The organism is Chitinophaga qingshengii (genome assembly GCF_014529935.1).
Taxonomy (GTDB): Bacteria; Bacteroidota; Bacteroidia; order Chitinophagales; family Chitinophagaceae; genus Chitinophaga; species Chitinophaga qingshengii.
The window spans coordinates 332,551-347,445 of the sequence record NZ_JACVFC010000002.1 but is presented as its reverse complement, the minus strand read 5'-3'; the positions used below and the strand labels follow the sequence as shown (position 1 = coordinate 347,445).

Here is a 14,895-nt window from a genome sequence, read left to right as displayed (position 1 = left end):
ACGTTTGACGTTGCCGGACCCGGGTTGTTAATTTGGCGACTTGCAGACTACTAAAAATATAATTGAAAGCATCATGATTACATCCGGAACAACAGGAGACCGTGCATTTCCCGCAGTGAACATACATGCTGACCTGGTGATCACAGGCGGCGGCCTCTCAGGCGTATGTGGCGCTATCACCGCAGCCCGGCAAGGGTTGAAAGTGGTGCTGGTGCAAGACCGCCCGGTATTAGGCGGTAACTCAAGCAGCGAGGTACGGTTATGGATACTGGGCGCTACTTCCCATATGGGCAACAATAATCGCTGGGCCCGCGAAGGCGGACTGGTGAATGAAATACTGGTGGAGAATACTTTCCGTAACCCCGAAAGTAACCCCGTAATTTTCGATATGATACTGCTGGATAAAGTAACACAGGAGCCGAATATCACGCTGCTGCTGAATACAGCGGTATATGCCGTTGAAAAAAAGGATGAAGCCACCATCGGGGCGTTGCAGGCCTTCTGCAGCCAGAACCAAACGACGTATACTTTAACGGCGCCGTTGTTTTGCGACGCCTCCGGCGACGGCGTAGTAGGGTTTCTCGCCGGCGCTGCTTTCCGTATGGGCGCTGAAAGCAGTGAAGAATTCGGGGAGAAGTTTGCTCCTTCTGCAGCATACGGTGAGCTGCTGGGGCATTCCCTTTATTTCTACAGTAAAGATACCAGCCGGCCGGTGAAGTTTATCCCGCCCGCTTTTGCGCTGAAAGACATTACTGCCATACCCCGCTTTAAATCCTTTAACGCCGCCGACTTTGGTTGTAAACTGTGGTGGATAGAATACGGCGGCCGCCTCGATACCGTGCACGATACAGAGAAGATCAAATGGGAACTCTGGAAAGTGGTGTATGGCGTATGGAACTATATCAAAAATTCCGGCAACTTCCCTGAAGCCGAAACACTGACGCTGGAATGGGTGGGCATGATTCCCGGTAAACGGGAAAGCCGCCGTTTTGAAGGCGATTATATGATGGTACAGCAGGATATTATTGAACAGCGCACCCATCCCGATGCGGTGGCTTTTGGCGGCTGGTCGGTGGACCTGCATCCGGCCGATGGTGTTTTCAGTGAGAAACCAGGTTGTAATCAATGGCATAGCAAAGGCATCTACCAGATACCTTACCGTAGTTTATATAGCCGTAATATCCATAATCTCTTCCTGGGCGGCCGTATCATCAGCGCCTCACACGTGGCTTTTGCCTCTACGCGTGTAATGGCCACCGCCGCCTATGCTACACAGGCCACCGCTGTGGCAGCCGCCATCTGCAAGGAACGGCAGCTGTTGCCCGCCGCTGTTTTCAACGAAGGACTGGTACCGCTGCTGCAAAAAAGATTACAACAAACCGGTCAGCATATCCCGGGACTGGCTCTGCAGGATACCGACGATCTCGTACAAACAGCCAACATAGCCGCTTCCAGCGAACTGGTGTTCACCGGTTTCCCCGGCGTCACTTTCGTGCAACCGTTACAGTTATCCACAGCGCAACTGCTGCCTTTGCCCAAAGGAAAAATAGGGCCTATGGTGTTTCATGCCGATGCCGGCGAAGATACCACCCTGGAGGTGGAGTTACGGGTGACCAGCAGAACCGGCAATCATACGCCGGATATTACCCTGGAAAAACAGACGATTGCACTTCATCCCGGCAGAAACTGCGTACAACTAACCTTCTCCGCAACGATGGATCAGGTGGGCTATGTGTTTATCATCTTCCAAAAAAATCCCCTGGTACAACTGCATCGTACCGACAAAAGAGTGACCGGCATATTATCTGTTTTTAATAGTATCAATAGGGCAGTATCCAACTATGGTAAACAAACACCTCCGGAAGATATAGGCATGGAAGCCTTTGAGTTCTGGTGCCCGCAACGGCGTCCGGAGGGGCATAATATAGACCTGAAATATGAAAACGGTATCCGGCTTTTCCAGGCGGAAAATATCCGCAACGGAACCGACCGGCCAGTCAGCGCTCCCAATGCCTGGGTAGCCGATTGGACAGATCCTGCACCGCAACTCACGCTTCGTTGGGACGCTCCCGTTACCATCAGTCACATCGATCTTTTCTTTGATGCCGACTATGATCATCCGATGGAATCAGTACTGATGCTGCACCCTGAAACAGTGATGCCTTTCTGTGTAAGGAACTACCGCATCAAAGATGCCACAGGAGCGGTGCTGGCGGAAGTTACCGGAAACTATCATACCCATAACCATATTCCATTAACAACGCCTGTCACCACCGATCAGCTGGTGCTGGAGGTGGAACATCCTTCGGATAAAGTACCGGCAGCGGTATTTGCGGTACGTTGTTATAACCGATAATAGTAATGGCCCCGGAGATTCAGTCCGGGGCCATATTTTTCTTTTTGATACGAACTGTTACTGGATTTTAGCAGCGCTCATTTTATCGTTCGCGCTGGGCGATAATCCTCCCAGCCAGCTATTATTACTGGTCAGTGTCCATGAAGTACCGGAGAAGTTATCATCAGCATAGATGGTGACAGACCAGCCGGCAGGAATTTTTACGGACGACGCCCAATCATTCACTACCCCCTTTGCCTGTAACTGAGACAGTGTATAACTGCCTTTGGCAATAGGCTGAGATGCAGCGCCACCATAGTTCGCGTCCTGGTAAAATACCACGCCGGTTGCGCCGCTGCTGCCGTTGGCCGGGTTCATGATTTGAATCAACTGTTTGCTGACGATGTAGGTGGGCGCATAGGCGTTGTTATCGGTAGAAGATGTTAATGGCGCATCCCTGTCTATCGCATAGCCAAATACGCCGCCTTTTTTGCCGGAGGCAGGTTCCCAGCGGGCGTAGTCATAGGCTCTGCCGGTACCGTTCACGGGATAGGTTATGTCGTACCATACATTGCCGGCCTGATCGCCACGTTCTTCATAAAAGGAAAATCCCGGCACGAACTGGGAGGAGGTAATATAGGGCGCGAAAGTAGCCCAGGTACCTTGCAGGGTACTGGCGCCGCGTCCATAGGCCTGTAGCCATACATAATCGACCATTGTATACACCTTTTGAAAAAGGCTGTTGCTGCCTGACTGATTGGTGTCAAAGGTCAGCAGCCTGCCGGTGCCTGATTTCGGACCCAGGTATCTGGAAAGTGCTTTGTATACGCCGGCCATATCTGTCAATGTCTGACCAGAAGGTTGACTTTCGATGTCAATGTCATATCCGTCAAAACCGTATTTATTGACGACGCTATCCATGATATACCTGGCTGTCATAGCATAACCCACAGAGTCGTGCGTGGCGCCTGGAATGAGGTTTAAGTTGCCGGTCAGGATCACTTTGGTGCCTTTGGTATGGAGTGTATTGATCCAACCGGGTACCTGGGACGCTACAGGAGAAGAAGGAGAGAAACAGAATAGGATCAGTACATCCAGGCTGTCCGGTACCTGTGAGAAATTGGTGCCAAATGGCGCCGGCCCGTAACAGGGGCCTTCTAACCGGTAAAAGGCTGCATAGATTTCATGAGGGCGGCTTTTGTATGCCAGCAGGCTGTCCAGCGATTCCGTGACTGCTGTTACGGAAGCTTTGAGGGATTCACTGTTGGGTGCAGTGTCGGAAGAACGTAGCTCTTTCGTGCAGCTGGTGCCGAAAAGCATCATCATCAATACGGTTACTAAACTGAATGATAAACATTGCTGTTTCATTTGGATGAATTTTGGGTGAAGAATAATACAAAAGGATAACCATGCTACAACGACTGCTGTAACGCGCTGGTTGATATATGCGTTAGTTAAACGATTTACCTGATCATTTATCAGTTTGCTCACCGATACCGCCGGAGGCGGGCAGATACCTTTGTAACTTTAGCTATTGTTTAATCTGTTTGGGCTGATGATTTGCTTTCTGGTATTAATACCGGGGCGATTTAATGATAATGGCGTTATCAGTTTTCATTGCTCATGAAACTCAATTTTATGATGATTGCGCTCGTTAATTTGGGAATGGGCGGATATAAGCAATATACATTAAAATTGAAATTTTCGACAGTGTTTTTTTGTTAAAGATCAGTATTATTTTATCGGGATCTGTTTAGTTGATAATGGTGTTTAAACAGATAGTAATGCTTCTCTTTTCAATGACTTCTCTTATTTTGCACTAACTAGAATAGATAATTACATTGTTTGTTTTTTGAAATCCTTTGCCCTATGATGTTTGATAGGTAATTATTGTTTCCCTGCCTATTTAAGCCATGTTAATTTCTGCACAGAAGTGGTTAAATATAATGTAATCACCTACCGCGATGTGACCTAATTTCATCGTGTAATCAGGAGACTGAAAAATACAGTCACAGATCTGAAGGGATGTCAACCACAAATAGGTTGCAGGCAACACTGCGCCGGTAATTTTTTTGATCGCATAAAAAAGGAACAATATGGGTGTGCTGCTACTGTAGCGCGTCCTGGTAATTCACGTACATATAAAACTGGTATTTATCGCTGTCTGAATGAAATCGCTCACCAGCACCGGCCGGCCTACGACCGGCTGATCATTTTATCAATCTAACACTTATGAAAAGACAATTTTTGATAGCAGTCATGCTGCTATTGGCGCTATCCTTTGCTTATGCGCAAGCCCCGTCTATATCGGGTAAAATTACCAGTAAAGATGGTGCGCCTGTGCCCGGGGCCTCGGTGCGTGTTAAAGGCGCTGGCGGCGGAACCGCCGCTTCGGCAGATGGGGCCTTCCACATTGCCGCCAAAGAAGGGGATATCCTGCTGGTAACAGCCCTCGGTTACAATACAGTAGAAATCAAGGTAACAAAAGATGCCGTGATCAATATTTCACTGTCGGAAAATTCCCGCCAGATCAATGAAGTACTGGTAACGGCATTAGGCATCAAACGCGATAAAAGGATGCTGACCTATAGTGTAGAAGAAGTGAAAGGTGCCACATTGGTAGAAGCTAAACAGGATAACCTGGTGAATGCCCTCGCCGGAAAAGTGTCTGGTGTACAGATCACCAATTCCAGCGGCGTACCCGGCAGTTCCGCCAGAATCGTGATCAGGGGCGCTACCTCACTGGTAGGTAATAACCAGGCGTTGTTCGTGATCGATGGTGTGCCGATAGACAACAGTGAGGCCGGTAACCCTAACGGATCTATGTATTCCGGTGGCACGGCCAACCGTGGCAGCGATATCGATCCTAATATCATTGAAAGCATGACGATACTGAAAGGCGCCGCGGCTACCGCCTTGTATGGTTCTGCCGCTGCCCGTGGCGCGGTGATCATCACTACTAAAAACGGTATGGGTAAAGGTAAACAAGGGAAACCCAACTTATCTTTCAGCAGCAGCTATTCTTTCCAAAACCCTAACATGCCGGACCTGCAGGAAAAATTTGCGCAAGGTACGGGCGGTAAATACGTGGATGGCAATAACGGCGGTATCAGTTCTTCCGTATGGGGACCGGCCATGGATACCCTGAAAGTAAATGGCGCACCGGTACCCAAACACAATCCGTTTAAAGAATTCTTCAGAACAGGACATACCAGTGATAACAATATTAACGTGTCCGGCTATACGGACCGCTCCAATTACATGGTGTCCTATTCCTACCTGAAAACAAATGGTACCATTCCCAACACCGACTACAACCGTCATGCCCTGTTTGTAAAGTACGGTGTAAAACTGTTGGATAACCTCCAGCTGTCTACCCAGTTCAACTATATACAAACAGACAACCACCGTTATCTCGAAGGGAACAACTTCGTGAACCCGTTGTGGACAGTATATGGCGCCCCTCCGTCCTGGGACCCGCACCCGACTACCAATCCGGACGGTAGCCAGCGCCTGTACCGCGCCGCCCGTAACAATCCCTACTGGATACTGGATAATACCGGTCTGCGTGACAGGAACAACCGCATCGTACCGGTAATTACCCTTGCCTACAATCCGCTTTCCTGGCTTACCATCACTGAACGTGTAGGTGCCGATATGTATGTGACCACCACCGACTATCATGAAGCACCCGGTGCTATCGGATGGGGCAACAACGGTACTACACCGATCAACGGACAGATGTATAAAAGAGATATCAAAAACCAGCAGTTCAGCCACGACTTTATGGTAGAAGCCAAAAAAGAATTCAATAGTGACCTGTTCGGTAACCTGTTGCTGGGTAACAACATCCTCGCCAACTACAGCGATAATAGTTTTGTACAGGGAATAGGTATCTCTGTGGAGAAACTTTATAACATTACCAACTTCTCCGAAGTAACTTCCAGTTATGGTTACTACAGAACCCGTAAAGTAGGCTTCTACGGACAAGCTAACCTGGAATACAAACGTATGCTCACCCTGGCGCTCACCGGCCGTTATGACGGTAGCTCCGTGTTGTCCAAAGATAACCAGTTTTATCCCTATGGCTCTGCCAGCGCCGGTTTCGTATTTACCGAGCCATTAAAAATGGCGGATAACAAAATCCTCAACTTTGGTAAGGTAAGGGTGTCCTATTCCGCAGTAGGTAACGATAACGTAGGCGCTTATTCGCTCAGTAATCCCTATTACCGGGCTTCTCCGGGCGTAAATTTCCCTTTCAACGGACAGAATGGCTACACACTCACCAGCACTTATGGTTTCCCTTTACGGAACGAAAAACTGAAAGAATTTGAAGTAGGGTTGGAGACTAAGTTCTTCCGCAACAGGGCATCCCTGGATGTGTCTTATTTCAACAGGAAAAGCCAGGACCTGCTGACGCCGGGTTCTCCCGTATCTCCCGGTACCGGTTTCACGGGTTCTTCCCTTAACGCAGGTTCTATGCAGAACAAGGGTATAGAAGTAACCCTGGGTGTTACGCCTATCAAAACAAAGGATCTTACCTGGAACCTCAGTCTCAACTATACGAAAATCGACAACAAGGTACTTAACCTTGCCGACGGCGTGGAATACATCCAGTTTGCAGGCTTTACCAGTCCCGGTATTTTTGCCTATGCCAACCAGCCTTATGGTGTGATTTATGGCAACTACTACCTGCGTAATGATAAAAACCAGCTGCTCATTAATGATGAAGGGTATCCTATCATCAGCACCGACCTGGGACCTATTGGTAATGCCATGCCTAAATGGACCGGTGGTCTCTCCAGTAACCTGACTTATAAAGGTCTTACTTTCTCCTTTGTGCTCGATCATCGTCACGGCGGAGATGTGATCAACCTGGATAACTCTTATCTCTATTTCTACGGTACTGCTAAAGCGACCGAGAACAGAGGCACCACTGTGATATTACCGGGTGTAAAACAATCCAACAACAAAGAGAACGATATTCCTATCACGCTGGATGAGAAATACTACAAAGAGTCTTACTCCAAAGTAAGCGAAAGCAGCGTGGAAGACGGTTCTTTCCTGAAACTGCGGCAGGTGTCCCTGAGCTATGATTTAAGTGCTTCCCTGTTAAAGCAGCGCTGTTTCCGCTCATTGGTATTATCTGTTACCGGTACCAATTTTATCCTGCATAAAAACTATACCGGCTCCGATCCGGAGGTGAGCCTGGATGGCTCCGGCAACGGACAGGGTTTCTCCAATTTCAACGTTCCTTCCAACCGCAGTGTGATAGTGGGTTTGAAAGTATCCTTTTAATGAATGTTTAAAGCTAATTACATGAAAATAATCAGAACACTCGCTTTGATGAGTTGCTCCATGCTCCTTTTTACCGGGTGTAAAAAATTCCTGGACATCAATGATGATCCGAATAATCCGCTTACTGTAAAGGAGTCGTTGATGTTGTCGCCCATTGAAGCTGCCACCAGTACGCTGGTGGTGGGTGGTACCAGTACTAACGTTACCGCCTATTGGATGCAGCATCTGTCGCTGAATCAGCAGGCGCCTAACCTGGAATCCTACTACATTACGAATGTGGATGTGAACAATACCTGGAGCTATTCCCTGTACACGACTGTCTTTCAGAACGTGCGTGTGCTGATCAACCAGGCTACGGCCGCCCAGCGATATGAATATGCCGGTCTTGGTCAGGCGTTGTTTGCCTACAACCTGGCTATTGCAGCCGATTTATGGAACAATATTCCCTATTCGGAAGGGTTCCGTATGCCACAGGTAACAAAGCCTAAATACGATAGCCAGGAAGCAATGTATATCACCATTCAGCAACTGCTCGACAGCGCTTTGCTGAATCTGAACAAGCCGGGTAGTAAAGTCGTTCCGGAAGCAGACGATTACATCTATAATGGTGATATCGATCAGTGGAAAAAACTGGTATATACCCTTAAAGCAAGGTATTACCTGCGCCTGAGCAAAGCGCCGGGCCGTACGGCCGCCTTGCAGGCCGACAGCGCGCTGACTGCATTGGCAAAGGGTTTCGGCAGCAATGCGGATAATGCTTTTGTTCCGTATCCGGGAACCGGCAGCGCCTCCAACCCCTGGTATTATAATACCGGTGAGGCGTCCGGCGGAGTAGTACTGGGACAATCTTTTGTGGATTCGCTGAAAATCCGGCAGGACCCGCGTTTACCTGTTATCGCCACTAAAAATAAGGCAGGAGAGTATGTGGGCCGTGGTGTGAATGATATACCTGTGGCTGATCCGAAAATGTTGTCGGCCGTGAATAGTTTTTATGCGGATGCGGCAGCGAAACTGTATCTGGTGACTTACAGCGAAGCCTTGTTTATCAAAGCGGAAGCTACCTTCATTAAATCCGGCGCCGCTGCGGCTGCACCGGTTTATAAGGATGCCATTGCCGCGCATATGTCCATGCTGGGCGTTCCGGCTGCTGCGCAGCAAACGTATATCGATAGCCGTCCGGAATTGACTGCTGCTAATGCCGTGCAACAGATCATCACTGAAAAGTATATTGCTGATTTCCTGTCGCCCGAAGCATACAACGACTGGCGCCGTACCGGGTACCCGCAGCTGAAACCGTATGTAGGTTCCACAGCGAAAGGTATTCCGAGAAGGTGGCCATACCCGGCGGTAGAGTTACTGACGAATCCGCAACCTGATCAGAAAGCTACCATCAACGACCGTGTCTGGTGGGATACGAATAACTAGAAGGATAAAGACAAAAGGCTGGCTGTTGAGCCGGCCTTTTTCTTTAGAAGAAACGGTCACTCTTCTAAACCAGTATGAGTGCCTGTTTTAAATGGGAAATATCACCGAAAGTTGTCTGCTTGATAACTTGCACGAAAATGAATGGGCTTGTATCAACTTGGCAAATCCTTGTCTGTCTTGCTTTGTCCAATATTGATTTATTTCGGTCGGACAATACTGCTTTATAGACAATTCATTTAACTCATGAAATTTAAGCTCTCTGTTTTCCTGCTTCTCATCATCACTGATGTGCAGGCACAACATCAAAAGTTTGGCGCTTCCCGTCAATTGTTTAAGGTAGATGATAAGGTTTTTGCTACCCCTGTTTTGTATGAAGATAATATTCTGCTGGCCGGGATGAACGGGCGCCTGTATGCCATCAACCAAAAGACAGGCGCCTTAAAATGGTCGTACAAGGCCGGTAAAGGTATTGCTACCGAGCCACTGGTATCCGGTACCACTATTTTCGCCGGCAGCTATGACGGGTATTATTATGCCATCGAGGCGGGTACCGGGAAAGCGCTTTGGAAATTCCGCACCGGAGGCGAGCGGAGGATCGGGGCCAAAGGCCTGTGGACCATGAAGCCGGATACGATGTACATGGAAGACCAGTACGACTTATACCTGTCGGCCCCCGCAGCAGACGAAGCGGCGGTTTACTTTGGCAGCAGTGACAGCTGTGTATACGCCCTGGATAAATCCAGCGGTAAGCTGCGCTGGAAGTTCAAAACAGGCGGACCTATACATGCCGGCGTAGCCTGTCGGCAGGGGATCGTACTGGCCGGCAGCTGGGACACCTACGTATATGCGTTGGATGCAGCTTCCGGAAAGATGTTGTGGCGCTTTAAAACCGGGGAAGATCCGGACTCTCACGTATTGGAAGGTATACAGGCCCGACCGGTAGTAGCCGGTAATACCGTGTACATCGGCGCCCGCGATGCCCGTTTATATGCGCTGGACCTTCATACCGGCAATAAACAATGGGAATACAGTGCCGGCGTCGCCTGGATTGTAGGTGCGGCCGTTGTGGCTAACGGGCATGTCTACGTGGGAACATCCGATAGTTACCTGATGCTGGACATCGATGCCGCTACCGGGAAGGAATTGCGCCGTCATCGTGGCGGCGGTTATGTGTTTGGGGCGCCGGTGGTATCCGGTACTACCTTGTGCTATGGCGATTTCACCGGTCGTCTTTTCCTGGTCAATACCAACAACTGGCAACAGGTAGATACTTTTGATACCCCGGCGAGGCGACGGTTGGCGGCACAGCTGTTGGACAGCACCGGCCGAATCAGGTTCAGGCACCTCGCTGCCGGCGCCGATCCGGCCTTGTTTTCCACCACGGTAACGGTGATGGATAAACTATATCGGCTCGGACCCATTGCCACTGCGCCGGTCATAGCCGGTAATACAGTATATGCGGTGACTGCCACCGGGCAGCTGTATGCAATTGAACTGAAGTAACAGGATAGCCCCCGGTATGGCCGCCGGGGCTATCTATATCCGACCTATGCAGGTAAATACCGCTTTCGTCACTGCGGTAATACTTCAGCGGTATGGAGTACTTTTAGTCTATATAGGTGACCATATCCAAAATAACCATCAACTAATTCTCAAAAGACCATCATCATGTCGATCAATGCTATCGAATTGCTCGCAGAGAGCCGCATATCTGCGCATCGTTCCTATTTGAAAACATTAACACCTGACATCTGGAGCCCGAAAGAATGTTTACTGGTGGAAGACAGTGAACCCAGTATTCACGGGTTAATATCCTTGTGTGAAGGACGGAGTAATAATCCTTCACCGGGAAGTGAACCATATACGCAGGTAATAGCCGAGCCGGGGTATGTGCCCTATACGTCGGGAAAAGTATCTACCACCACTGTAGGAGATGAAATGTGCCGCCTGGCTGTTGAGGCTGTTTTTTCCAAAGACCTTCAACAACTATTATCAGCCGGACCGCTGGCGACAGCCGCGATATTAGCGGCGGCGACAGTGGCTGTTGGAAAAACAAAAGCAGGTAAGTGGATACCGGAGGTTGGTGTGCTGATTCCTAAAAAAGGAAATGAAGTACTGGCGCTCTGGCAGGAATATCGCAAATGGGCTTCGGGTAAGATGGAACATGCCGCGCCCATGATGATCCGGGATTTCTTCGGCAGTGCGCTGGCATGGCAGTTTATACGCATAAACGATGGCCGTATTCATGATTTGGGAGGAGCTATCATGTGTATCACTACTGGTAGTGATTTCGTGGGTTCCGCCGACGATCCCGGCCTGGGGGATATGGAAATTTACCTGAGCGCCATGAATGAAGGCCTGGCCTGTCTGGGTGGATCGGCAGTTACACCAGCTATCCGGGATGCTGTTTTATGTGCCGCTTTTATGCAGACCCGGAAAGCGGTGACAGCAGTCACCATGAAAAGGGATATTGAAGAACTGAAACGGTTGCTGGCAAATAACAACGGGCCGGTAACTCCCGGCGAGTTTATGACAATGCGATGGTGGGAAGCGGCTATGGTAGGCTATCACCGGATAGGCCTGGGAGCGGATGGTTATCGTCACCTGGCTGACGACACCGGCGTTTTTACAGCTACCAGGAAATGCGGAAAGATCAGGCGTGCAGTAGATAACCTGATCCGTTATGATGAAGCCGTGGACATTATATTTGACGCTACCCAGGGCGATGGCCTGAATGAAGCGCTGGTGGCTATGTCTGCCGCCGGTAGCAAGGGTATCGCGGGATATGCACATGCACTCGCCGCTGTTACAGATGAAGTTTTTCATTGTGATTGCGGAGAGGAAGGACATATTGATGTGGGAGAAATGTCGATGGCCAGTTGTCTCTGGTATGCCATCATTCCCCGTTACCTGATCAGGGCACAGCTGGATGGATTGGAAAAGGGAAGCCCTGCTATACAAAATGCTTTTGCACCCGCCAAACCGGGCGAAAGAAATGTTATCGCCCAAACATTACCCGGAGAACAATTACATACTGATAGCTGGGACCCGCTCTGGACTGTCACCGGGACAGACATTTCCGGCCTGGTTTCCCGCACGCTAAAAAGAGTTTTGCTGGAAGACGTTTATAGCGAAGAAATATACCATCGATGTAATGATATTGCCACTGATGTGTTAACCGATTGTATGTCGATGGAGTATGACAAGCCGCAATTGCTGCCACTGTCCGAAAAATGGTGCCGTTTGTTCGATGAAGCCCTGATAAACTTCAGAGAAGACTTTTCCGGACCAATTGCAGCTTTACGGGAATTGGTCGGAAGAATATGGATACACCTGATCATCGGGGATAACGGTGAAAACGGTGATACCCACGCCCGGATATTTGTGGATATGGACAGGCATTTCAGAAGTACTTATTCGCTTCCTGCTCTTGCCGGAAGAGCTATCAGGCGTGCCTATCTTGGTACCGTATCAAGTTCTATGGAATTCAGCGGATTCAATCCATATCATTGCCTGGTAGAAGGAGTTACCAGGATATGTTAGGGTAAAAATACGTTTGTTTTTATTTTTTTATTTTTTTTTGAAACGTTGTTGCATATTTTATATATCTTTAAAATTGCAACAATGTTTCAAAAAAGTGTTTCGTAGAGATAACTTCCCTTTTTACCGGCAGTCGGATGCGATGGATTGTGGCCCTACCTGCCTGAAGATGATGGCAGCCTGGCACGGGCGTGTATACCCATTGCAATACCTGCGCAACGCCTGTCGTATATCCAGGCAGGGCGTTACATTTGCTGACATCATAGCCGCAGCGGAACAGTTGGGTTTTAAAACGCTCCCTGCGGAACTGCCTTTTACGGTATTGGCTAAAAAGGCGCCGTTACCGTGTATACTCCACTGGAATAAACAACATTTTGTTGTACTGTACCGTGTTACTGATACACAGGTATATATTGCCGATCCGGCACTGGGACGACGTAGCCGTTACTCCCTGGCGGATTTTATGGCAGCATGGCAATCGGGCGACCAACCAGGTTATGGCCGTGCACTTTTTCTCGAGCCCACAGCAGCGTTTTATGAAGCACCTGAAATAGCCGATGCACCAGCATCTTTACAGCCGCTGTGGCCTTATCTGAAAGCGCACCGCAAAAGCCTGATGCCGGTACTCACCACATTATTACTGGCCAGCGGCTTCGCCCTGCTTACCCCGCTGCTGACGCAGGCGGTGGTAGACAGAGGTATCCGCGACCGGCAGGTATCCCTGCTGATGCTGATCTGCGCTGCACAGCTGGCGCTTTTTGCTGGCAGAATGCTGACAGAGTTTATCCGCGCCCGCCTGCTATTGCGTATAGGTGCCAACGTTAGTATTGCCATGTTGAAGGACTTCCTGCATAAGTTGTTACGGCTGCCACTATCATTCTTTGATAACCGCCAGGCAGGCGATAACATGCAGCGGGTGACAGACAATCAGCGGGTAGAAGATTTTCTGACTGTATCGTTGGTGAGCTTTGCCTTATCGGTTGTCACCATTATCGTGCTCGGGGCGGTATTGCTGTACTATCACTGGCAGGTGTTCGCCTTGTTTATGCTGGGCGGTGTTATCGGCATATGGTGGAACCATGCTTTCCGGGAGCGGCGTAGCCGGTTGGATCAGAAGCGGTTCGGGGTACTGTCTGCCAACCAGGACATGCTGTTGGAAATGTTTGGCGCCATGCAGGAGATAAAACTCACCGGCAGCGAGGTGAAGAAAACCGGGCAATGGGAAACAATCCAGGAACAAGCGGTTGCTGTAAAATTGGAAAGCCTGCGCCTGGATCAATTGGTACAGGGTGTTTCCTTGTTTATCAACGAAACCCGCAACGTATTGGTGACTTGTTTTGCAGCGGTGCTGGTGGTGAACGGGCAACTCACCTTAGGCGCCATGCTGGCGGTCACCTATACCTGCGGGCAACTCAGCGTGCCGGTGGCGCAGCTCACCGATTTTATCAGGGCTTTGCAAAATACCCGTTTCAGCCTGCGACGCATGTCGGAGGTACATTGGGAGGCAGAAGAAGACACGCCGCTGTTAAAACAAATTACTACAGGCACAGTAACCGGCAGGGATATACGCCTTCGTCAGGTGTCTTTTCGCTATGGTCACCGGCATTCGCCACGTATACTATCCGATATCAATCTGCTGATTCCTGCTGGAAAAGTAACGGCTATAGTGGGTATGAGCGGCAGCGGTAAAACAACATTGTTAAAACTATTGCTGAAATTTTATCCGCCACAAGAAGGGGAAATATGGCTGGGAGATGTGCCGCTACAGGAATACTCCGCTCAATCCTGGCGCCGGCACTGCGGTGTCGTTATGCAGGATGGATACGTCTTCCGCGATACTATTGCCGGTAACGTATTCGCCGGAGACACCGCCAAAGACTATCAACGCCTGCATGAAGCCTGCCGTATGGCCTGTATACACGATTTTTTTGCTTCCTTACCGTTTGGCTATGAAACCCTGATTGGAAAAGATGGCTACGGTCTCAGCGAAGGGCAGATACAACGGTTGCTGCTGGCACGGCTCATTTATCGCAACCCTTCCTTTGTATTCCTGGATGAAGCCACCAATGCCCTCGATGCACACAATGAACGTGTTATCATACAAAACCTGCAACAATTCTTTGCCGGTAAAACAGTGGTAGTAGTGGCCCACCGGCTGAGTACTGTTAAACACGCCGATCAGATACTGGTCATGGATAAAGGGACCATCGTGGAAAACGGTACACACGCTACCTTATCCGCCAGCCGCGGCGCCTATTATCAATTGGTCAAAAACCAGCTGGAGCTGGGAAAATAGA

At 49.4% G+C, this 14,895-nt stretch carries 7 protein-coding genes; 6 read left to right on the top strand and 1 reads right to left on the bottom strand.

What is annotated here, in order from left to right; all coding sequences use genetic code 11:
* Positions 1-73 precede the first annotated feature (73 nt).
* Positions 74-2,356, top strand: a complete 2,283-nt coding sequence (locus ICL07_RS16720) for an FAD-dependent oxidoreductase (RefSeq protein WP_188089168.1) — start codon at positions 74-76, stop codon at positions 2,354-2,356.
* A 57-nt stretch (positions 2,357-2,413) separates the two neighbouring features.
* Here ICL07_RS16720 and ICL07_RS16715 read toward each other — a convergent pair whose 3' ends face one another.
* Complete coding sequence (locus ICL07_RS16715) at positions 2,414-3,703, bottom strand: EndoS/ChiA family endoglycosidase (RefSeq protein ID WP_188089167.1); 1,290 nt, start codon at positions 3,701-3,703, stop codon at positions 2,414-2,416.
* 864 nt (positions 3,704-4,567) lie between these two features.
* Between ICL07_RS16715 and ICL07_RS16710 the strand changes: the two genes are divergently transcribed.
* The 5 genes from ICL07_RS16710 to ICL07_RS16690 all read left to right on the top strand — a co-directional run bounded on the left by ICL07_RS16710 (position 4,568) and on the right by ICL07_RS16690 (position 14,894).
* On the top strand, positions 4,568-7,633 hold the full coding sequence (locus tag ICL07_RS16710; RefSeq protein ID WP_188089166.1) for a SusC/RagA family TonB-linked outer membrane protein: 3,066 nt from the start codon (positions 4,568-4,570) through the stop codon (positions 7,631-7,633).
* Between the two features lie 21 nt (positions 7,634-7,654).
* Positions 7,655-9,058 carry a SusD/RagB family nutrient-binding outer membrane lipoprotein gene (locus tag ICL07_RS16705; RefSeq protein ID WP_188089165.1) on the top strand — a complete coding sequence of 468 codons (1,404 nt, stop codon included), beginning with the start codon at positions 7,655-7,657 and terminating at the stop codon, positions 9,056-9,058.
* 243 nt (positions 9,059-9,301) lie between these two features.
* Complete coding sequence (locus ICL07_RS16700) at positions 9,302-10,561, top strand: outer membrane protein assembly factor BamB family protein (protein WP_188089164.1); 1,260 nt, start codon at positions 9,302-9,304, stop codon at positions 10,559-10,561.
* 165 nt (positions 10,562-10,726) lie between these two features.
* Positions 10,727-12,601: a hypothetical protein gene (locus ICL07_RS16695; RefSeq protein WP_188089163.1), complete on the top strand. Its 1,875-nt coding sequence runs from the start codon at positions 10,727-10,729 to the stop codon at positions 12,599-12,601.
* A 94-nt stretch (positions 12,602-12,695) separates the two neighbouring features.
* Positions 12,696-14,894 (top strand): ABC transporter transmembrane domain-containing protein, encoded by a 2,199-nt coding sequence (locus ICL07_RS16690; protein WP_188089162.1) that lies wholly within the window; start codon positions 12,696-12,698, stop codon positions 14,892-14,894.
* Position 14,895 lies beyond the last annotated feature (1 nt).